General features: G+C 48.3%; 15 protein-coding genes and 1 rRNA gene. All 16 read left to right on the top strand.

The window, feature by feature from the left end; genetic code table 11:
- Nucleotides 1-243: 243 nt before the first annotated feature.
- A complete protein-coding gene (locus ACXX53_RS11315; protein WP_458568760.1) occupies nt 244-1,398 on the top strand; it encodes a GntR family transcriptional regulator in 1,155 nt (384 codons plus the stop codon).
- Nucleotides 1,399-1,679: 281 nt separating this feature from the next.
- Nucleotides 1,680-3,107, top strand: coding sequence for an ABC transporter substrate-binding protein (locus tag ACXX53_RS11310; protein WP_458568759.1), 1,428 nt, complete (start codon nt 1,680-1,682; stop codon nt 3,105-3,107).
- A gap of 95 nt (nt 3,108-3,202) precedes the next feature.
- The gene (locus tag ACXX53_RS11305) at nt 3,203-6,148 is read left to right on the top strand and encodes an extracellular solute-binding protein (protein WP_458568758.1); all 2,946 of its coding nucleotides are present in this window, start codon (nt 3,203-3,205) and stop codon (nt 6,146-6,148) included.
- A gap of 11 nt (nt 6,149-6,159) precedes the next feature.
- Entirely contained in the window at nt 6,160-7,140 is a 981-nt protein-coding gene (locus ACXX53_RS11300) for a carbohydrate ABC transporter permease (protein WP_458568757.1), read from the top strand.
- 5 nt (nt 7,141-7,145) lie between these two features.
- A complete protein-coding gene (locus tag ACXX53_RS11295; protein ID WP_458568756.1) occupies nt 7,146-8,015 on the top strand; it encodes a carbohydrate ABC transporter permease in 870 nt (289 codons plus the stop codon).
- A gap of 15 nt (nt 8,016-8,030) precedes the next feature.
- Nucleotides 8,031-10,094 carry a YIP1 family protein gene (locus tag ACXX53_RS11290; protein ID WP_458568755.1) on the top strand — a complete coding sequence of 688 codons (2,064 nt, stop codon included), beginning with the start codon at nt 8,031-8,033 and terminating at the stop codon, nt 10,092-10,094.
- 9 nt (nt 10,095-10,103) lie between these two features.
- Complete coding sequence (locus tag ACXX53_RS11285; protein ID WP_458568754.1) at nt 10,104-12,725, top strand: DUF5696 domain-containing protein; 2,622 nt, start codon at nt 10,104-10,106, stop codon at nt 12,723-12,725.
- Nucleotides 12,722-13,612: a carbohydrate ABC transporter permease gene (locus tag ACXX53_RS11280; RefSeq protein ID WP_458568753.1), complete on the top strand. Its 891-nt coding sequence runs from the start codon at nt 12,722-12,724 to the stop codon at nt 13,610-13,612. The genes ACXX53_RS11285 and ACXX53_RS11280 overlap by 4 nt, the downstream gene beginning before the upstream one ends.
- A 14-nt stretch (nt 13,613-13,626) precedes the next feature.
- The gene (locus tag ACXX53_RS11275) at nt 13,627-14,580 is read left to right on the top strand and encodes a carbohydrate ABC transporter permease (RefSeq protein WP_458568752.1); all 954 of its coding nucleotides are present in this window, start codon (nt 13,627-13,629) and stop codon (nt 14,578-14,580) included.
- Nucleotides 14,581-14,840: 260 nt separating this feature from the next.
- Nucleotides 14,841-15,278: an ACT domain-containing protein gene (locus ACXX53_RS11270; protein ID WP_458568751.1), complete on the top strand. Its 438-nt coding sequence runs from the start codon at nt 14,841-14,843 to the stop codon at nt 15,276-15,278.
- 33 nt (nt 15,279-15,311) lie between these two features.
- Nucleotides 15,312-16,598 (top strand): homoserine dehydrogenase, encoded by a 1,287-nt coding sequence (locus tag ACXX53_RS11265; protein ID WP_458568750.1) that lies wholly within the window; start codon nt 15,312-15,314, stop codon nt 16,596-16,598.
- A 37-nt stretch (nt 16,599-16,635) separates the two neighbouring features.
- Nucleotides 16,636-17,703 carry a threonine synthase gene (gene thrC / locus ACXX53_RS11260; RefSeq protein WP_458568749.1) on the top strand — a complete coding sequence of 356 codons (1,068 nt, stop codon included), beginning with the start codon at nt 16,636-16,638 and terminating at the stop codon, nt 17,701-17,703.
- A complete protein-coding gene (gene thrB, locus ACXX53_RS11255) occupies nt 17,703-18,665 on the top strand; it encodes a homoserine kinase (protein ID WP_458568748.1) in 963 nt (320 codons plus the stop codon). The genes thrC and thrB overlap by 1 nt, the downstream gene beginning before the upstream one ends.
- A 63-nt stretch (nt 18,666-18,728) precedes the next feature.
- Nucleotides 18,729-19,610 (top strand): prephenate dehydratase, encoded by an 882-nt coding sequence (gene pheA, locus ACXX53_RS11250; protein ID WP_458568747.1) that lies wholly within the window; start codon nt 18,729-18,731, stop codon nt 19,608-19,610.
- A gap of 449 nt (nt 19,611-20,059) precedes the next feature.
- On the top strand, nt 20,060-21,640 hold the full coding sequence (locus ACXX53_RS11245) for a LysM peptidoglycan-binding domain-containing protein (RefSeq protein WP_458568746.1): 1,581 nt from the start codon (nt 20,060-20,062) through the stop codon (nt 21,638-21,640).
- 351 nt (nt 21,641-21,991) lie between these two features.
- A 16S ribosomal RNA gene (locus tag ACXX53_RS11240) occupies nt 21,992-22,057 on the top strand; the annotation flags it as partial.

The following is a 22,057-nucleotide window of genomic DNA, read 5'->3' as shown; positions in this document are numbered from 1 at the left end:
GAACCATAATTTAACTATCGTTCACAATATATCAAAGTGTTCATAGCAAGTCAAGCTGGCCATGAACGCAAGTTGAAAGAGACGATCTTAAAAATTCTTTATCAATTGATATATTCACTAGTTCAATAATTTAATGATTAGATATATCTTTTTCTTGTTTAGTTCCAGTAAATGCTATAATATGGAATTTATCAGTGCAAGAAACGCAACCAAATAAGTGAATGAATTGGAGTTGTGTGCGTAATGGACATCCCAAACAAACCATTGTACGCTCTCATCATTGAACATATTCAACGCCAGATCGAAGAAGGTAAGTTCCTTCCCCATGACCAGATTCCGACTGAGATGGAGCTGGCGGAGCAGTTTGGCGTCAGCCGCATTACGACCAAGCGCGCATTGGTAGAGCTTGAACGAAGCGGCTTGATATACCGCAGACGCGGCAGCGGGAGCTATGTGAAGGAACGTCAGCAATCCGAGCAACTAGACATTCAGCGCACGGCAGAGCTGCTCCCCTCCAAACGAATTATTTCGATTATCTTGCCTTATATGGTGGAGAACGGCCATGTTGGATACTTAAAGGGGATCTCCGATCTGCTAGAATCAAAGGGCTATTATCTCAGCCTTCATTCCAGCGATTGGGACGCGGAGAAAGAAAGGGAACTGCTTATTCGCCTTCCGAAGCATGGCTTTGACGGTATCATTCTGTATCCCTTAGGGTCTATGCACAATCTTGATATCGTTCATATGCACTATTTGAACGGATACCCGTTGGTGACGATTGACCAATATTATGACGGTATCCCTTTGCCAAGCGTAGTCTCAGACAATCGCAGAGGAGGCTATCTCGCCGCTCAGCACTTAATCGAGCTGGGCCATCGCCGCATTGCCTATGTATCCAGCATTGGCATCGAATATCGCACCTCTGTGCGCGACCGTTACTTTGGCTATTGTCAGGCGCTTAAGGAACATAGCGTAAGGTTTGTCCCAGAATTGGTCATCTGTGATTTCTACCGCCAACTTTCAAGCGATAACGAAATGTGTTTCTATCAGGACATGGCGAGAGCCTTGATTGCTAGAGGAGCAACCGCAGTCGTGACTGAGCATGACCAATTGGCGCTGGTGATGATGAGCGCGTGCTTGAAAGGCGGAATACGAATTCCTGAGCAGCTGTCTTTTGTAGGATTTGATGATATCGATATGGCCTCCCACTATGAAATTCCTCTTTCAACTGTCACCCAGAATTATTATGAAATCGGTAAATGCGCAGCGCAGCTATTGATCAACCAGTTTAACGATCCATCTGCCACAGACCCTGACACGAACTTAGCTATGATACCTGTCGAGATGAAGAGAAGGCTTTCTTCCGCATCTATAGACAATGCGATTGGCGAACGATGATAGTACAATGATCATTTTGTCGGAAGAAGCTGCCCTGGATGCATCAGAGATGAGTTTAGGGCAGTTTTGTGTAAAATAAACAATTATTTAGTCGAATATCCATTATTTACAATACAAAAATGAGCAGTTATAATACATCGTGTAATCACTTTTTGGTATACCAAATTAGAAGTTTTGTCCACATGGCAGCACGATTCGTAGCAGAGACTCGGCAAAATGAATGATGCGGTTATATCATTTCACGAGTAGTGCTTCAAAAATGAATCGGATGGGGGATTTTTATGAAAGCGCTTAAGTTGATGCTTGTATCCGTCTTTTTTCTCGCTTCTTTGGTCGCTTGTGCTAGCGGTAACAATGCAAGTGAACCTCCTAAGAACACGGATACGCCTAAGACAACCACGCCTACACCGCCTGCTGAAGAGAAGAAGGACCCGCCTCCAGCTCAGCCAGACCCGAACGCAGCCAAGTTTGATCTGAAAGGCGAAACGATCAAGATCGGCTTGTGGTGGGAAGGCGCCGACCCGCGCACGGTTCCAGAAGCGGATCGCAACGTCGGTGTTGAGGAGCAGATCAAGCTAATCGAAGCGGCTGAGAAGAAGTACAACACCAAGATTGAATTCGTAAAGTTCGCAGATTATGAAAAGTATGTAGAGAACTTTACGACGACATCGCTCGCAGGTGAACCATTTGCCGACATCGTTGTGCTTGAGTTGTTCTGGGCATTCCCGCAGCTTGTGAACAAAGGCTTTATCGCTCCGATTGATGAATGGATTGACATGAAGGATCCGAAGTACAACAACTGGATGAAGACCGGCGGTTCTTTCAATGGCAAGCAATACGGCTTCTATGACTCCGCTCCGTCCCCTTACGGCATGTTCTATAACAAGACGCTCGTTCAGGAGATGGGACTTGAAGATCCATATGAGTTGCAGCAAAAGGGAGAATGGACATGGGATAAATTCCGTGAACTCACCAAGAAAGCAACAAAGGATACGAACGGCGACGGTAAAGTTGATGTATATGGATTTGCCGGCAGCTATGGCAAGATGAACGCTGTGACGGAGCAATTCATTTATACGAATAAAGGCTCTGTGGATCGAGACGAGAAGGGTGATCTGAACTTCTCCCTGGGCAACAAGAATGCGTTAGACGCCTTGCAGTTCGTGTCTGATCTCTACAATGTAGACAAATCCATTATGCAACCGGTTCCAGAAGATGCTACAAAAGAGTTTATTTCCGGCAAGGGTGTCATATATGCGGGCTTCAGCTGGGAGCTTGGCGGCCTCGTAGAGAAGATGCCAGACAAGACGCTTGGCTGGGTGTTCTTCCCGAAAGCACCTAATGCAACTGACTACATGTCTTATACTCCATTCGGCAATATGTACATGGTAGCGAAGCATTCCAAGAATGCTGAAGCAGCTATCCATATCTTCGATGAAATTAACCTCCACGAAAAAGGCCGCGAGATTACGTTCCAAGCATGGGAGACCTCATTCCCTACGAAAGAAATGCTCGATACACGTAAGCAGATGTATGACAAGATTGGTTATCTTGGCGGCTACTACGCAATCCCAGACTCCGGCAAGCTGTTTGGAACGGTTGTCACCGATATTACGGAAGGCAAAGTGACACCGGCAACGGCAGTAGAAAAGGTAAAGTCACAGTTCGAAGCTAATCTTAAGAAGCTCCAGGAAGATAGCAAGCAATAGTTAACGATAGTTAGTGAAAGTAGTACACACTGGTACTCCGTCCCTGTTCATGAAGTATCAAGACAGGGACGGAGCAGTATGTGAGGGGGGAGTCCATGCGGCAGCGTTACCGTAGAGCGATATCCGCACTGGTGATTACGGTTGTGGTAGCCTCCGGGGCTTTCCTGTTGATGGGTGGGAGCAGCGCCTCATCAGGAATAGATTACCCCATTGATAGCTCAAGATTAATGCAGATTACTGACAGAGTGAAGCAGGGCGGCTATCAGTCGTATATCCAGCAATATAAGCATATGCCTCTACCTGATACGGAAGTGATGATCCAGCCGGATAGCTATGACCATGCTGCTGGTATGCCAGAACCTAGGCTGGAGCAGCCGCAAGGCTCGGTTGCGCATTCCATCATCACTGGGGCAGAAGGATCAATCTCATGGAGCTTTCAAGTCCCGGAATCGGGCTTATATCATATTGAGATGAATGTGATGCCTATGAAGGGCAAGGATTCAGATATTGAACGCGAGCTGCAGATTGACGGAAAGGTGCCTTTCACAGAAGCGCGAAGCATCATGTTTCAGCGAATATGGATGAATGAGCAAGTGCAGGTGGAACGAGATGCGAATGGCAACGATCTGACACCGCGGCAAATAGAGCATCAAGCATGGCAGAAGGTGCTGCTAAGAGATGCAACGGGATATGAGCCGAAGCCGCTCCTTTTTTATTTTAGCGCAGGTACTCATACGCTTAGCCTGACTTCTGTGAGAGAGCCGATGGCTATTGCCGGAATCAAGCTCTATAATCCGCAAGCAACGCCAACCTATGAGGAGTTGGCGACCCTATACAAGGAAGCAGGCATGAAGCCGACAAGCGGCGTGCTCATTAAGGTGCAGGGTGAAGATGCGCGATACAAATCATCGCCGACCTTGCTGCCCGCCAATCATCGCGCAAGTCCTGCAGTTGAGCCGTATCACGTGTCCAAGCTGCGTAACAACATCATAGGCGCGTATGCGTGGCGACTTCCGGGCCAGTGGCTCGAATGGGAAGTCGATGTGCCTGAGTCGGGACTATATACGTTATCGTTCAAGCATTTGCAAAATTATTTACCGGGAATGTCCTCTCTGCGGACACTCACCATAGACGGAGAGCTGCCGTATCAAGAAGCGGATCGAATTGGGTTTCCTTATAGTACGGAATGGCAGATGAAGACGGTTGGCGGAAGTGATGGGGAGCCGTATATGCTTCCATTGTCACAAGGCAAGCATACGATTCGGCTGGAAGTAACCTTGGGTGAGATTGCGCCAATCATTCGTGCGGTGGAATCAAGCATTCTAGAGCTGAACGGAATGTACCGAAAGATCATCAGCTTTACAGGGACTGTGCCAGATTCATTCCGTGATTATCAATTGGAAACGCGCATTCCTGAGATGGCGGAGACCTTCGCTGAACAGTACAAGCTGCTCACTGAAATTGCGCAAATGATTGAAGGACCAAGCGGAAGCAAAGATCGAACGGCGATCTTGAATACCCTTGCCTATCAGCTTAAGGACATGGCGGAGCGGCCTGAAACGGTGCCTTCACGAGTGGAGAGCTTCAAGTCCAACGTCGGCGCACTTGGCGCATGGCTCCCATCGATGAATGAACAGCCTCTAGTCATTGATTATTTGGTTCTCGCATCCCCGGATGTCAAGCTTCCGGCAGCGGAAGCATCTAGGGTGGAGCAGTTGTGGGCAGGTACGCAATCGTTTGGTGCATCGTTTATTGAGAATTACGATCAATTCGGCACAACCGGAGGCGACAAGCAGAAGGTATTGGATGTATGGCTAACCTCTGCTCGCGATCAGGCGCTGATCCTGAAGCGACTTATTGATGACCGTTTTACGAGCGAGACTGGTATTCAGGTACGGCTTAAGCTGGTTCCCTCTAACGTGCTGCTGCCGTCAACGTTCTCAGGCAAGGGACCTGACGTCGCGATTCAAGTCGGCAATGATCTTCCGGTCAATTATGCGAGTCGCAACGCAATGCTGGACTTGTCGCAATTCCCGGACTTTGAGGAAGTTACAAAGCGCTTCCTACCAAGCGCGATCGTTCCATTTGAATTCAACGGCAAAGTCTATGCGCTGCCTGAGACACAGACATTTCCAGTTATGTTCTATCGCAAGGATATTCTGATCGATGAGCTCAAGCTGGAAGTGCCGGAGACTTGGGATGAGCTGAAAGCGCTCATTCCGAAGCTGCAGAGGCACCACCTGCAGATTAGTTTGCCTGAACGGACGCTGAACGCCCTTGGCAACGAATCTGCGAATACGGATATTGTAAGCATTGCTCCTAATCCAGCTTATACGATGCTCTTATACCAGAACGGGGGAAGTTTTTATCAGGATGAAGGGATAACGAGCGGTCTGGAGTCAGAAATAGCTGTCCAAATGTTTAAGCGTTGGACGGATATGTATATCAACTATAAGCTGCCCATCAGAGCAGACTTCGGCAATCGATTCCGCACAGGTGAAATGCCGATCGGGATTGAAGACTACACGTTATTCAACAAGCTGAATGTATTCGCTCCCGAGCTGAAAGGCTTGTGGGAATTCGCGCCAGTGCCGGGTGTTCGTCAAGCTGACGGCACGATCCGACGCGAAACCGGCAGCGGAGGTACTGCGGCGATGATCTTCAACTCGACGTCAGATCAAGAGTCTGCATGGGAATTTCTCAAGTGGTGGACGAGTAAAGAAGCGCAGCTGCAGTTTGGACGGGAGATGGAGATACGCATGGGCGCAGCAGCTCGTTATCCGACGGCGAATCTGGAAGCTTTCGCAGAGCTGCCATGGCAGTCCAGTGAATTGAAGAAGCTGCAAAGTCAGATGCAGTGGGTGAAAGGAATTCCTGAAGTCCCTGGAGGGTACTTTACAGGCCGTCATCTGGATAATGCATTTCGCAGAGTGGTGGTGCAGGGGGAAGATGCTAGAGAGTCCCTCGACTACTACGTCCGCTATATTAATGAAGAAATAACGCTAAAACGCAAAGAATTCAATCTTCCCTATAAGGAATGAGGGGATCATTCATGAATGCTAGGACTGAATCGGAGCTTGCGCCTGAAACAGGTATCCGATCGAAGCAAGGAATTACAGCGGGATGGTTTCGCAGGCTGAAGAATGCGTTGAGGCGCGAATGGAAAAATAATCGTCAGGCATACGTGCTAATGGCGCCGTACTTCATTATTTTCGGTACGTTTACGGTGCTTCCGGTCGTTATATCGCTCGTGCTTAGCTTTACCTACTTTAATATGCTGGAGGCTCCTAGATGGGTAGGATGGTACAATTATGCGCGGTTATTTGCTCAGGATGATGTATTTCTCATAGCCTTAAAGAACACGCTGCTGTTCGCAGCCATTACCGGACCGGTAAGCTATATGGCATGCTTCTTCTTTGCTTGGTTGATCAATGGTCTGCCTCCTAAGCTGCGGGCATTGCTGACGCTTATCCTGTATGCCCCGTCAATTGCGGGCAACACCTATCTGATCTGGAATCTGCTGTTCAGCAGCGATTCTTATGGCTTTATCAACTCCTTTTTGATGAAATATGGAGCTATTCTTGAGCCGATTCAATGGCTGCAGGATCCGCGATACATGCTCGCTATTCTCATTCTTGTTCAACTGTGGCTCAGCTTAGGAACTTCATTTCTAGCCTTTATCGCGGGTTTACAAAATGTAGACGCCTCCTTGTATGAGGCTGGAGCGATTGACGGAATCCGTAATCGCTGGCAGGAGCTGTGGTTTATTACTCTGCCTTCTATGCGCCCGCAGCTGATGTTCGGCGCTGTCATTCAGATTACGAACGCCTTTACCGTAGCGGAAATCTCGATCTATCTGATTGGATTCCCAAGTGTAGATTATGCGGCGCATACGATTGTGACGCATCTGATCGACTACGGTATGATCCGCTATGAGATGGGCTACGCCTCTGCAATTGCGACGGTACTGTTCACGTTAATGCTTACGACCAACTTGATCACGCAGAAGATGCTGCGCAAAGTAGGTGAATAACGCTAATGAAGATATGGAGGCTGCGCAGTAAACGAGAGAATCGCTCCTGGCTTGCTGATCTCCTGCTGATGTTGTTCCTTGGTGCAATTGCTACATTTATGGCAGCTCCGCTCGTGTTTACGATCAGCAATGCATTCAAACCATTAGATGAGATTCTCATATTTCCGCCCAAGTTTTTTGTGCGCAATCCGACGATTGATAATTTTAAGATGCTTGGGAATTTATTTTCCGATTCATGGATTCCGTTCTCAAGGTACTTATTCAACACATTCTTTATCGCGATCTTGGGTACAGCTGGGCATGTGCTGATCGCGTCGGCAGCTGCATATCCGCTTGCCAAGGTGCGTTTTACGGGGAGAAAGCTGCTGTTTAGCATTGTCGTTATGGCCTTGATGTTTACGCCCTATGTAACACAAGTTCCAAACTATATGACGATGACTTTCTTAGGACTGGTCGATACACAATGGGCTGTCATTGTGCCTGCATTCGGCATGGCGCTAGGGCTGTATCTAATGAAGCAATTTATGGAGCAGATTCCAGACGCGCTTATTGAAGCGGCGAAGGTAGATGGGGCGAGCGAATACCGCATCTTCTGGCAGATCGTGATGCCGATCGTGAGACCAGCTTGGCTGACGCTGATCATATTCTCGCTTCAGGGTCTGTGGAGCGGAAATGTAGCAGGGACTCGATACATCTATAGCGAGCAGCTGAAAACGGTTGATGCTGTCTTCGGTCAGATCGCGAACGGCGGTATTGCCCGAACTGGAGCTGTGGCAGCCGTTACCTTATTAATGATGCTCGTCCCGATTACGGTGTTCATCATCACGCAGAGCAATGTCATCAAGACGATGTCGACTTCGGGACTGAAGGAATAACAGGGAGGCGTCGAGATGATAATCAAGAAGGCCATAGCCTTGTGCTGCGCGTTTGTCATCGGCCTCGCGACAGCATCAGCCGTTTATGCCGAACCTGATGAGAGCTATACGTACTCTTTCTGGGGTGAACCTGTGCCGGCTCCAGCTCCGTATACAACTGCTCGCATATGGTTTGGGAGTGATCTCCTTGTGGGTGATCTGAACGTACCGCAGGACCTATTCGTCAGTCCGCAAGGCCAAGTCGTGATCGCGGATACCGGCAACAACCGAATCATCATGTTGGATGAACAGTGGAAAGTCCAGCGAGTGATTGAGTCGTTCGATCATAATGGTCAGACGGATGCCTTCAATCAACCTGAAGGTGTGTTCGTTGATACCGCAGGCCAGCTATATGTAGCGGATACGTTCAATCGACGCATCGTCCAGCTGAACGCGGATGGGCAATTTGTGAAGGCGATTGCAGCTCCGGAGTCCAATCTCATTCGTGCAGGCTTCGAATATACGCCGATCAAAGTAGCTGCGGATGCTGAAGGGCAAGTATACGTGATTAGCAGAGGCTCCTATGAAGGGGTCATGGAGTTTAATGCGGATGGAATGTTTGAAGGCTTTATTGGAACGAACCGCGTAAGGTTCAATCCTGTTGATCTATTATGGAAACGCATATCCACGAAAGAACAGCGTGATCAGATGCAGCAGTTCATCCCGCTCGAATTTAACAATATCGATCTTGATGACGAAGGCTTCCTGTTTACGACTACTTCTGAGGAAACGGCAGATAAGCCGATTAAGCGGATGAATCCTTCGGGCATAGACATCTTGCGCAGCAAAGGCTATTCCGTTCCTAAGGGAGATCTATCGGTCTCGCAAACGAGCTCAGCACCTGGCAGCTCGATCTTCATAGACGTCGCCTCCGATAAAGGAGGCATCTACCATGCGCTGGATTCGAAGCGGGGACGAATATTCTCGTATGACAAGGATGGCAATCTGCTGTACGTTTCCGGCGGACGCGGCAGCCAACAAGGAAAGTTCCGTACGCCCATTGCTGTAGCGATGAAAGATGATCGCATGCTCGTGTTGGATAAGGATCTAGCTCGAATAACAGAGCTGGCTCCTACCGAGTACGGTCGTGCGATACGCGGTGCTGTGCAGAATATGTACGATGGTCGAGTGGATGAAGCTACGCTAGATTGGCAGAGAGTGTTGGCTATGAACAGCAACTTCGATGTCGCCTATATCGGCATCGGCAAGTCACTGATGAAGAAGGGCGATTACGAAGCCGCGATGAGATACTTCAAGCTTGGCAATCATCGCGAGAACTACTCCGAAGCGTTCAAGCAATATCGCAAAGAGATTGTTATCAATCATTTCGGTACGATCGTGCTCATGGTCGTTCTGGGCGCAGCAGCATGCGTGACTGCTATTCGTATGAGCCGACAGCATACTGCGTTAAGACACTATGATAATGTAGGAATCGCGCGAAACCCTTTCTATACGATGATCCATCCGTTCAACGGCTTCTGGGAGATGAAGTATGAACAGAAGGGCCGCCTAACGATCGCGTTTCTCTTATTGGGGCTGCTGACGATATTCACGATCGTCAAACAGCAGTTCAGCGGCTTTGTCGTGAATTTTAACCAGTCTTCCAAGCTGAACAGTCTGGAAGAGCTGCTGTACATCCTGCTTCCGTTTCTGTTGTGGTGCGTTGCGAATTGGTCGTTGACTACACTGATGGATGGCGAAGGCAAGTTCAAGGATATCGTCATGGCAACAGGGTATGCGATGCTGCCGCTAGTTATCATCTTCCTGCCTCAGACGCTAATCAGTACCTTGATGACCAATGGCGAGAGTCCCTTCTATTATTTGCTGGATGTTATCGCATATGGTTGGTCGCTCTGGCTGCTGTTCGTCGGGACAATGACCGTTCATCAATACAGCCCGGGCAAGACGATTGCAACGATGCTGCTCACTCTTATCGTTATAGGCATCATCGTGTTCCTCAGCATATTGTTCTTCAGTATGATGCAGCAAATGATTAACTTTGCTATATCCATCTACCGCGAACTGTCGTTCCGATTGTGAGGTGTAAACGTGATATTACGATCAAATGGAATCAAACGGGGTATCAGTCTTACGGTGATCGCAATTTCTCTTCTCCTCATCGTGTTCCTATGGAGCGACATCAAGCAGGCGGCAGTATCTTTGTCCCCGACTGAACAAGTCAACGCAGCTCCAATGGCTGGTTCCGTACGGGAAGTGCTGAAAGTGAATAGCTCCTTGCTCCCTAAAGCTGTAAAGCGGGATAAGTTGAAGCCGCGCGACAATACGGCTGAGGAGCTGCAAGCGCTTGGGCACATGGAAAAGGTGCTGGAGAATGAGAAATTAGCGTTGTATATCAATCGAGAAACGGCTGAGACTGCTGTAACGATTAAGGAGCAGAAGTATACCTGGTTCTCCAATCCTCAGGGCAGAGAACAGGATGCATTGGCTTCACCGCTCTATAAGTCGGAGTTATCATCGCAGATCATTCTATCCTATTACAATGATAAGGGTCAGCTGAATCGCATGAACAGCTACACGGAGAGTACGGTGAAGAAGCAGTTTGTTATTGATGCTTCTGCCGAGCAGCTGAAGATCACGTATACATTTGGCAATGCTCCTCAAGGAAATGACTCCATTCCGAAGGTGATTAGCAAGGAGCGGATGGAGACTGCCATTCTCAGCAAGATTGCTGATACTGCGGAACGTGATCGCTTTATGGCGCGCTATAAGCTGGATGAAGCGGCACAGGTGTACCGAGTGCGGAAGCTGCAGGATTATGTAGCGGAGGAGATGAGAGATCTGCTGCAAACCATCGGCTATACAGCCGAGGACGCAAGAAGCGATGAAGGGATCGAGCAAGGTGAGGCTGTGGTGGAGAAGGAGCGCGTTCAGTTCACGGTGCCGCTCATCTATCGCTTGGACGGAGAGCAGCTGACGGTGTCGGTTCCCCTTGCGGAACTGTCCTATACGAAATCCTATCCCGCGGCATTTATTGAGGTGCTGCCGCATTTCGGTGCGGCAGGACTCGATTCACAGGGCTACATGCTCGTGCCCGACGGATCTGGTGCTCTCATTCATCTGAATAATCGCAAATGGAACGCCGAGCCCTATGTCATGCCGATATACGGCGAGGATGATACCTTTAACGTGAAAGAGAAGTGGCAGCAGAACGAGAAGGCAAGGCTGCCTATATTCGGCTTGATGGCGGATCAGCGAGCTTGGATCGGCATGATCGAGCAGGGAGATGCGCTGGCTAGCGTAATGGCGGATATAAGCGGCCGCAACCATAATTATAACAGCGCGGCTTCACGATTTCGTATTGTGGCAATGGACTACTATACATTGACATCTGGAACGAAATCGAGCTCGGTGCCGATGTTTGAAGAGAATCCGTATCAAGGCGATCTCGCTATACGCTACGGATTCACGACAGGTGATCGCGCGAATTATGCTGGCATGGGCGAAGTGTATAGGTCGTTCTTAGAAGATAAGAAAGGAATGCGCAAGCTGGAGAAGGCGGAAGTACCTTTTATGCTGGAGCTCAAGGGAGACATTCCGATCCAACGATCGTTTCTAGGTATTCCGTATGAGTCAGATATAGCGCTGACTTCATTTACCGAAGCGGAACAGATTATTGGCTTGCTGCAGGACAATGGGATCAGCAGGATCGATCTGCGTTATGTGGGTTGGTTTAATGGAGGGATTCGTCATAAATCGCCTGATTCTATTCGGATTGATTCTGTGCTGGGTGGAGCAAGTGGATTCAAGCAGTTGATGGACTACAGCAGCAAGGGGGTTACTATATATCCGGATACGGCCCTGATGCAGCAGTACTATCGGTCCCGAGACGCCGCATACTTCTTAACTCAGGATAAAGCGCGAGTCTATAAATATGATCCGGTGATGAAGCAGCAGGATAATGCAGTGCGGGACTATCTGCTCTTAACGCCTAATAAGCTTTTGGATAAGACCTCTGCCTTTCTGGATGATTATAAGGAATGGAATACGGGCGCTCTATCGCTTCGAGACCTCGGTGAAATGGTGTATTCGGACTTTGATCCATCACAAGCTGTTTCTAGACAAGGGGCGCTGCTTCAGGCGACAACTGCTGCGGAGGAGCTTCATAAGCAAGTGCCTAAGCTGATGTTCAATGGAGGAAACGCTTATGGCCTGCCATACGCAGCCGCGGTTATTAACGCTCCTGAGCGCAGCAGTCGAATGAACATGACAGATGAAGATGTTCCTCTGTATCAGATCGTGCTGCATGGCTACGTGGATCTGGCTGGTGCGCCATTCAATCAAGGCGGCGCGGTTCATGATCGTACAGCATTGCTGCGGGCCGCTGAAACGGGTATGAACGTATTCGTAGATTGGTTCTATGCCGACGCGGCAACTGTTAAGGAGACGGATTATGACCAATACATGTCGAATCATTATCAGATCTGGTTCGAGCAAGCCGTATCCCAATACAAGGAACTGTACGAACTAAGCTCTCTAACACGAGAGCAGCCGATTACAGGGCATCGCAAGCTGGCAGAGGGAGTGACCTGGACTCAGTATGCGAACGGCATAACCGTAGTCGTCAATTACAACGACTCCGCAGTGCAGATGGATGACATTACTATTGAGGGGCTCAGCTTCGCAATCGGAACGGGCGGTGATACAAGATGAAGAGAATGATGTCGTTGAGCCAGCGTAAAGCCTGGTGGGGAGTTTTGTTCGCGCTGCCGCTAATCATCGGGCTGATCATGCTCTTTATCTTGCCGCTTATCCAATCCTTCAGATACAGCATGAGCAGTTTGCAGTTAGTAGAAGGAGGCTTTGAGCTTATACCTAAAGGGTTTGACAATTATCGCAGCTTATTGGTATCGAATCCGGATTATATGCGCCAATTAACAGAATCGGTCGTGAATATGGTCATTAATGTTCCGATCATCATTATATTCAGCTTGTTTGCTGCCGTACTGCTCAATCAGAAGTTTAGAGGCCGCTCCTTCGCGCGTGCGGTGTTCTTTCTGCCAGTTATATTGGCATCCAGCGCTATCGCGGGCATGGACATCAGCTCCTTCGTCGGCGGGTCAATCTCAGGGAATAATGCCGGAGACAGCGGGACGGTATTGGAGAGCTTTGAATTGAAGAAAATGATGCTCGAAGCAGGTATGGGGCAAATATTTGTCGATTATTTAACGGGCGCTGTGGATCGCATCTATGAAATTATCAGCTCATCTGGCGTGCAGATGCTGATCTTCCTGGCTGGTCTGCAGTCGATCTCGCCTTCTTTGTATGAAGCGTCCAAGATAGAAGGCGCTACAGGATACGAGACGTTCTGGAAAGTCACCTTTCCGATGATGACACCGCTCATTTTGACGAATATGGTCTACTCGATCATCGATTCATTCAGCGGAGATAAGATCAATAAGCTCGTCTCGGAAACCGCATTTAAAGTGTTTGACTTCGGATTGAGTGCAGCGATGTCGTGGATTTACTTTGTTGTAGTCGCTATATTGCTTTCCGTGGCTGCGGGAATTCTGTCGCGCAAAGTGTTCTATTACGATTAAGGAGGCGGATTGCAGTGAGAACCTCGCTATCAGATCGAGCGGATGCCATCGTTATTCGCTTCAATCCAGTAGAGAAAGGGAAGAGGTGGTTATGGATCTGGCTAAGAGGCTTGCTCGTCGCAGGCTTCTGCTTCATTATCCTATTCCCGCTCTTTCTTCGTTTGTCAGTAGCATTTCGTGACCGTGCCGATATCTATGATCCGACTGTGCTGTGGATCCCCCGTAACTTTACTTGGGATAATCTGCGTATCGCGATTGAGACGACGGATTACTTCGGCACCATGCTCAACACGATATTTATTTCCGGTGGAACGACAGTCATTCAGCTTATGTCCTGCGCTTTAGGGGCATATGCCTTTGCCAGGCTGAAATTCAGGGGGAGCGGGATCCTATTCGCGCTCGTCATATTTACGATCATTGTACCGCCGCAAACGATTATGATACCCTTGTACTTGACTTATCGGTACTTCGATCTGTTCGGACTAGTGCCGATGCTGACAGGCAAAGCAAGCTTTAATCTGATCGACACCTTCTGGCCGTTTATCATTTCATCCTCAACTGCGATGGGCTTGAAGAATGGATTATACATCTATATATTCAGGCAATTCTTCCGCGGGATACCGAAGGAATTAGAGGAAGCATCGCTAGTGGATGGAGCGGGGGTGCCGCGCACGTTTTTGCGCATTATGCTGCCTAACGCCGTACCGGCCATTGTGACAGTTGCTCTGTTCTCATTTGTCTGGCAGTGGAATGATAGTTATTATGTAGGATTGTTCTTAAATGATGTTAAGGTACTCGCGACTCAGTTAATGAATATGGGAATCGGACTAAAGGAGCCTGATCCCGTCTATCAGTCGATGCTGCTGAATACAGGGGTGCTGCTTATGACCGCGCCGTTAATCATTATGTACCTGTTTGTGCAGAGGTACTTTGTAGAAAGTGTGGAGCGAACAGGTATCGTGGGCTGAGCACGGAGCAAGTTGCCTTTATGGCAGTATGAAAATAGTTTAATGCGAGAGGCTGTTCCTTAAGAGATCATTCGATCTTCGGAGCAAGTCTCTCTTTTATTTTCGATATGGTGAATATTTCTTGAAGTACGATCTTAATGCTTGTTCACTTTTTCATGTATAATGGACTCAACTTTAGATTCAACCTATTGCACTATCTCACATGATTCGTTATAATGTCCTTCTAGAGGAAACATTAGTATTCATACGGAGGACGAAACATGGCCGATCGATATTACTTAGTCAGAGAAGACATCCTGCCGGAAGCGGTAGTGAAGACCGTTAGAGCTAAACAACTGCTTGCTGCAGGTGAGGTTAAGACGGTACATGAAGCTGCGGAGCGTGTGGACTTGAGCCGGAGCGCATTTTATAAGTATAAGGACGGAATCTTCCCACTTAATCAATTGGAGCGGGAGAGAATTGTAACGATTTCACTTGATTTGGATCACCGATCCGGCATTCTTTCGAAAGTGCTCGGGTCTGTTGCTAATTTTGAAGGGAACGTCTTGACTATACATCAAACGATTCCGCTGCAAGGAATCGCTAACGTCGTGCTGTCAGTGGAAACTTCGCTCATAGCCGAGCCGTTCGGGCGGATGCTGGATACGTTAAGAGATATTCCAGGCGTTAAGCGCGTCAATGTAATAGGTCAAGGCTGACATATATGGGCAGAAGATAAGGGAGGAACAGGAATGAAACCGATTAATGTGGGGTTATTAGGTTTGGGGACTGTGGGAACTGGTGTGGTACGTATCGTTGAAGGACATCAGGAGGACTTGAGCAGTCAAGTCGGTTCTCCCATTCATATTCGCAAAGTGCTCGTTAAAGATGCGCATAAGCAGCGCAATCTTCCAATAGATCATGAGCTGATGACTGAGGATGCTTGGGAAGTTATTAATGATCCCGAAATCGATATTATTATCGAAGTGATGGGCGGTATCGATCCGACGAAGGAATACATGCTGGCGGCACTCGAGCAGGGCAAGCATATCGTTACTGCGAACAAGGATCTGATGGCTCTTCACGGGCAAGAAATCATGGCTAAAGCACATGCCAACAACTGCGATGTGCTCTTTGAAGCGAGTGTGGCCGGAGGCATTCCGATTATTCGCACGCTGACTGAAGGCTTCTCTTCGGATCGAATCACGAAGATTATGGGGATTGTGAACGGTACGACGAATTATATCTTGACGAAAATGAGCAAGGAAGGCGCAGCTTACGAAGAAGTTCTGAAGGAAGCACAGGAGCTTGGCTACGCTGAAGCGGATCCGACTTCTGATGTGGAGGGACTCGATGCTGCTCGCAAGATGACGATTCTAGCAACATTAGGCTTCCATACGAATGTGAGTCTAGAAGATGTGGACGTTCGCGGTATCTCTTGTGTGAAGAAGGAAGATATTCTATATGCCAAGCGTCTTGGCTATGAAATGAAGCTTCTCGGTATTGCAGAACGTCAGGATGATCAGATCAGTGTCGTTGTTCAGCCTACCATGGTCAGCACTTCCCATCCGCTGGCTTCTGTTAACGGGGTATTCAATGCTGTATACGTGTACGGCGAGGCAGTCGGCGAGACGATGTTCTACGGTCCTGGAGCAGGGGAAATGCCAACGGCAACATCAGTAGTGGCAGACCTGGTAGCTGTTATCAAAAATATGCGTCTTGGCGTAAACGGCAAACAAGCGCATCAAGCTTATAACGTGAAGAAGCTTAAGACGGAAGAGGATATCTCTTCTAAGAATTTCATATTGCTGCATGTACATGATAAAGCGGGAGTGTTGGCGCAGATTACGCAGGCATTTGCGAAGTACGATGTCAGCTTGGAGTCTGTAGTTCAACAGCCGAACCCATACAATCCAGACGCGGAGATCGTCATCATTACTCATCATGCAAGTCAAGCGAATATGAATCGGGTACTTGAATACTTCGAGAACCTCGATGTAATCAAAAAGATTAAGAGCGTATATCGCGTAGAAGGATAAAGAGCACGGCCGATTTGGTCCGGAAGGAGAAACCACGATGAGATACATGGGATTACTAGAAACATACCGTTCTTACTTACCAATAACTGAAGCTACGCCGAAGCTTACACTGCATGAAGGCAACACGCCTCTTATCCGCGCTGAGCGGATCTCTGCTGAGCTCGGCTTGAATGTATACTTAAAGTACGAGGGGTTGAATCCGACCGGATCCTTTAAGGATCGGGGGATGGTTATGGCAGTTGCCAAAGCGATGGAAGAAGGCAGCAAGACGATCATGTGCGCTTCGACAGGCAACACTTCAGCGGCGGCTGCTGCGTATGCAGCGCGCGGCGGCTTGAACTGCATCGTCCTTATACCGAACAATAACATTGCGCTTGGCAAGCTGGCTCAAGCGATGATCTACGGTGCGAAGGTGATCGCGATCGAAGGCAACTTTGACCGCGCGCTTGAGATTGTGCGTGAGATTACGGCGAAGCATCCGATCACACTAGTGAACTCAGTTAACCCGTATCGAATCGAAGGTCAGAAGACGGCTGCATTTGAAGTGTGCGAGCAGCTTGGAGATGCGCCGGATGTGCTTGCGATTCCTGTTGGCAATGCCGGAAATATCACTGCCTACTGGAAAGGATTCAAGGAATTCCATGCAGCAGGCAAGTCGAATAAATTGCCTAAGATGGTCGGCTTCGAAGCTGAAGGCGCTATGGCGATTGTGAAAGGCGAGCCGATTCTGGAGCCGGAGACGATCGCAACAGCGATTCGTATCGGCAATCCAGCAAGCTGGAAGACTGCAGTTGAAGCAGCGGATCAATCTGGCGGTCAGATCAACTATGTGACGGATGAGCAGATACTTGCTGCTTATCAGATGCTTGCCGCGAAGGAAGGCGTATTCTGTGAGCCAGGATCCGCCGCGTCGCTGGCAGGTGTAATTAAGCTGCATGGTGAGGGATACTTCGCAGGCGGTGAATCCGTTGTCTGCGTACTGACAGGCAACGGCCTGAAAGATCCGAATGTTGCACTTAAAACAGCGGGAATCGAGCCCGTAGTCGTTCAAGATACCGAAGAGGCTGTTATGGAGGCCATTCGTCAATTAGAGGGTGAACAATAATGTTGCGGCAGGAAGGCGTGCTGGTGAAAGTGCCTGCCAGCACAGCCAATCTAGGACCAGGCTTTGACACCTTAGGAATGGCACTATCCCAGTATATTTGGGTTGCGATGAAGCCTGCATCCAAGACGATTGTCCGACTCTATGGAACGGAATTATCCGGTATTCCAACGGATGAGACGAACCTGATCGTAAAGGTAGCTCATCGGGTGTTTGCGGAAGCGGGAGTGCCTGCCGTTCCGTTGGAAGTCGATATGTACAGTGATATACCGTTAACGCGGGGGCTAGGCAGCAGTGCATCCGCTATTGTAGGGGCATTGGTTGCCGCGAATGGGCTATTGGGCAAGCCATTCTCGGATCAACAGCTGTTCAACATGGCCACAGCGATTGAGAAGCATCCCGATAATGTAGGAGCTTCCCTGCTTGGTGGCATGGTCGTCGCATCATGGGATGGAAGCACGGCTCATTATGTACGGCTTGAGCCCAGCGCTGCGCTTGGAACAGTAGTTGCGATTCCGCGCTTCCAATTGGAGACGAAGCAGGCGCGAAGCGTGCTCCCTAAGCAATATAAGCTGTCCGATGTTGTCCATAATGTAAGCCGCTCATCCTTGCTCGTTGCGGCTATGTGCACGGGACAATTCGGCTTGCTGCATGAAGCGATGAAGGACTGTTTGCACCAGCCATATCGCGCGCCGCTTATTCCTGGAATGAGCAAGCTGCTTGCTGAAGCGAACCAGCATGGCGCTCTGGGAGCAGCGTTGAGCGGAGCTGGCCCGACCTTGATTGCCTTGATCGATAAGAGTAAGCCATCGGCTGAATTGATCGAATTCATGCAGCGTACATTGGCTGATCACGGTGTTGAAGCGGATGTATACGAATTAAACCCTTGTATGGAAGGCGCTGTGTATATCGAAGGAGAAGACATTTCTTCCGTCATTCCTTCTATGTCGGAGAACGCTCGGTAAGTTAAAGGGTTATGAAGTCTTATTAGATTAAGATGACCAAGACATAAAGGAGCATCACTTCTCATGGCGCGTATTGCTTTGCTTCCGGAAGGATCCGTATCGCATGAAGCGGTTGTGCACTTGCTTGGAGAAGAGCATGAATATGTGCACAGCAAGCTGATATCGGATGTATTTATATCTACGGTTAATGGTTTAACCGACTATAGTGTTATTCCGATTGAGAATACAATTGAAGGTTCCGTCAACTTGCATATGGATTGGATCGTGCACGAGGTGGATCTGCCGTTCCGAGCGGAATGGGTCTATCCATCGATTCAGAATCTGGTCGGCCGCCGCGATGAAGTGGAGGGTGACTGGTCTCGTGTGACGAAGGTGCTGTCGCATCCAGTGGCAATGGCGCAGTGTACGCAGTTTCTGCGAACACATCTGCCCCATGCTGAGCAGGAGCATGTCAGCAGTACGTCAGAAGCGATTAGGATTGTGAAGAGCAATCCAGGCCAAGGATGGGTTGCCATCGGCACAAACCAGGGTGCTAAGACACACCAGCTGGATGTTCTCGAATCAGCTGTGACGGATCATAATAACAACTTTACACGCTTCGTGCTGGTAGGCAAGGAACCGATTGCGGCGGCACCTTCAGCAACGATGAAGACGACCATTCTGGTGACGCTTCCGGAAGACTTTCCGGGTGCGCTGCATCAAGTGCTGTCCGCATTTTCATGGAGACGCATCAACTTGTCGCGGATCGAGTCTCGTCCGACGAAGCTTAAGCTTGGAAGCTATTATTTTTATATGGATATCGAAATGTCGCTCGACTCCGTACTGCTGCCATCCGCTCTTGAAGAGATCGAAGCACTTGGATGTCAGGTTCGTGTATTGGGCTCTTACCCGAGTTATTCAAGCGAAAAATGGGTACAAGGGAAGCCGCACCAGCTCAAGATATAGAGCGAGAATGGTGATTGCCTTTAGACGGCTATTAGCACAACAGAGTTGATCGAATATGAAGGGACTGTTCTTTAGGGATATTTACCTAGGGGCCAGTCCCTTTGTTATTGGTTGCAGGGTTCATCTGAAGTTATAGAAACGTCACATGATGCTCTTATTGCCACCCACGTATGTCGCCGTAGAGTATACCCAGATGCGATTATTGCAATACAATCCCATGGAATTAATCACTCCCGTGATACGTTGTTGAGCATAGTGGATACTTTTTTTGTACATAGGGATGTCAAATGCCCAGTTGCTGCATACGATGTAGTATTGATTGGGCGGGCGAATGACCTGCCTCAAGGAGGATGTCGGATATTCACTGTATCCGAGAGTTCTTTTGACAAGTTGTAATCTGTTGATGGAATAAACGGTATTCACGACGAATGCTCAGGAGGTAACAACACGTGAAAATTCATATTGTCAAAAAAGGAGACACCCTCTATTCATTGTCGAAAAAATATGGCGTCTCTTTAGACCAGCTTATCGCTATGAATCCACAATTGACGGATCCTAATCAGTTATCTGTCGGGATGAAGATTAAAGTGCCTTCTTCCAGTTACCCGACGGGCGGGTACGAAATCATCCATAAGCATGTCGTCAAGGAAGGCGATACGTTATGGAAGCTGTCCAGGGCTTGGGGTGTGCCATTGAATGTAATGATCGCGGCGAATCCTCAATTGAAAAATCCTAACGTGCTGCTGGTTGGGCAGGTCATCAACATTCCGAAACTAGGAAGTCAGAAGGTGGAAGAGGAAGTAGTCGAACAATCCTTCGTGGAGAATGTGAAGAAGAAGCTGACTGCTCCGAAGCCGAAAGCAGAAATAACACAGCCTAAAGCAGAAATTACAAAGCCTAAAGCTGAAAACATTCCTGAGATGAAGCCTGAGATGAAGCCTGAGATGAAACCCGAGATGAAGCCTGAGATGAAGCCTGAGATGAAACCCGAGATGAAACCCGAGATGAAACCCGAAATGAAGCACGAAATGAAGCCTGAAATGAAAATGGAATATAAACCGGTTACCCCAATCTCACCTGCGCAGTATTACCAGCCTTCTGCACTAAAAGCTGAACTAAAGCCGTATCAATCTGCTGCTCCAATTCTCCCTGTGAATCCTGCACCAAAAATGAAAATGCCAAGTATGCCGCATCCATCTGCTCCTGCACCTTTATCCAAAGCAGTAACACCTTTCGCGCAAACAGCGGTACCTAATATGACAGCAATGTCCGGTGCCCAACCCCTTCCTGAGAAAGGGGTTAGCGGCAAAGAAAGCAAAGAAGCTGCGGAATTTCCGATGAATAACCTCGTTCCGTGCGACGGATATTCGATGAATATGCTGATGGGGCAGGGCTATACACCGATGATGCCATCTATGCAATACCCTGTATACGGAACCACTAGTATGTATGGTTGGGGCCATAGCCATATGAAGGGAAAGCCATGCATGCAGGGGGTGTATCTAGGCAATTGTCCTCCAGGCACTATTCCAATTGGAAATTGGAGCGTAATGCCTGCTAACACCATGTATGCGCAATATAATACCTATAATGCACCAGTCAATCCTGCGCCGCCTTTGATCGAACCTTCTTCCACTGGTTATACTCACAGTATGGAATATGACAATTCAAGCCTTCCTCATCCATATGAAAATATGCACCATACCTCGAACAGTGGATACAATGCAATGGGCAATGTCAAAGGGATGAGCTATTCGCCGATGTCATCCCCGATCATCTCGAATCAAGCGAATGATAGTGGTGTTAATATGATCACGCCGCGCGAAGATGGGGTCTATAATATTGATTTCTATGATGGTTCTCAAGTAAGTCATCTGCAGCAAACAGATGCTGCTACGGCACCGTCTTCAGTGGAGATGAAGAAAGAACAGTCAAAGAAGGTCTATAAGACAGGCAAGAAGAAAGCAAAGGTGCGCAGTCACTCTGCGTCTCAATTGAAACGGAGTAGTACACCTTGGATTAATAGATAATGATGCACAACAGGAATTGATCAACCATGATGATTACATATTGTTGTGGTTGATATTTCCTGTTGCTAGAAATGGACAGGCCGTGATATATTATAAATCCGGCCGCGAGATATCGCGTCGGACACAGGATGAAACGATGAATGTCAACTTGAACAGCTTTAAAAAAGTTTAAAAACAATGTTGACAATCTTCAACTCAATGTGATAACATTAGATCCTGTTGCTGAGCGAATCATTTGAAGCGCTGAAGCGACAGAGTATCATAATTGTTCTTTGAAAACTGAACAACGAGCGAATGTTAGAAATTAACGAGTTAAACTCGTCAGCAATACAAATGAGCAAGTCAAACACTTTTATGGAGAGTTTGATCCTGGCTCAGGACGAACGCTGGCGGCGTGCCTAATACATGCAAGTCGAG

The sequence above is a fragment of the Paenibacillus marinisediminis genome (genome assembly GCF_054343325.1).
This window is presented reverse-complemented; position numbering and strand designations above follow the sequence as displayed.

Excerpts from the sequence above, each read along its gene's own strand:
- ACXX53_RS11315 (WP_458568760.1), top strand. The coding sequence starts at position 244 with ATGGACATCCCAAACAAACCATTGTACGCTCTCATCATTGAACATATT.
- ACXX53_RS11310 (WP_458568759.1), top strand. The coding sequence starts at position 1,680 with ATGAAAGCGCTTAAGTTGATGCTTGTATCCGTCTTTTTTCTCGCTTCT.
- ACXX53_RS11305 (WP_458568758.1), top strand. The coding sequence starts at position 3,203 with ATGCGGCAGCGTTACCGTAGAGCGATATCCGCACTGGTGATTACGGTT.
- ACXX53_RS11300 (WP_458568757.1), top strand. The coding sequence starts at position 6,160 with ATGAATGCTAGGACTGAATCGGAGCTTGCGCCTGAAACAGGTATCCGA.
- ACXX53_RS11295 (WP_458568756.1), top strand. The coding sequence starts at position 7,146 with ATGAAGATATGGAGGCTGCGCAGTAAACGAGAGAATCGCTCCTGGCTT.
- ACXX53_RS11290 (WP_458568755.1), top strand. The coding sequence starts at position 8,031 with ATGATAATCAAGAAGGCCATAGCCTTGTGCTGCGCGTTTGTCATCGGC.
- ACXX53_RS11280 (WP_458568753.1), top strand. The coding sequence starts at position 12,722 with ATGAAGAGAATGATGTCGTTGAGCCAGCGTAAAGCCTGGTGGGGAGTT.
- ACXX53_RS11270 (WP_458568751.1), top strand. The coding sequence starts at position 14,841 with ATGGCCGATCGATATTACTTAGTCAGAGAAGACATCCTGCCGGAAGCG.
- ACXX53_RS11265 (WP_458568750.1), top strand. The coding sequence starts at position 15,312 with ATGAAACCGATTAATGTGGGGTTATTAGGTTTGGGGACTGTGGGAACT.
- thrC (WP_458568749.1), top strand. The coding sequence starts at position 16,636 with ATGAGATACATGGGATTACTAGAAACATACCGTTCTTACTTACCAATA.
- thrB (WP_458568748.1), top strand. The coding sequence starts at position 17,703 with ATGTTGCGGCAGGAAGGCGTGCTGGTGAAAGTGCCTGCCAGCACAGCC.
- pheA (WP_458568747.1), top strand. The coding sequence starts at position 18,729 with ATGGCGCGTATTGCTTTGCTTCCGGAAGGATCCGTATCGCATGAAGCG.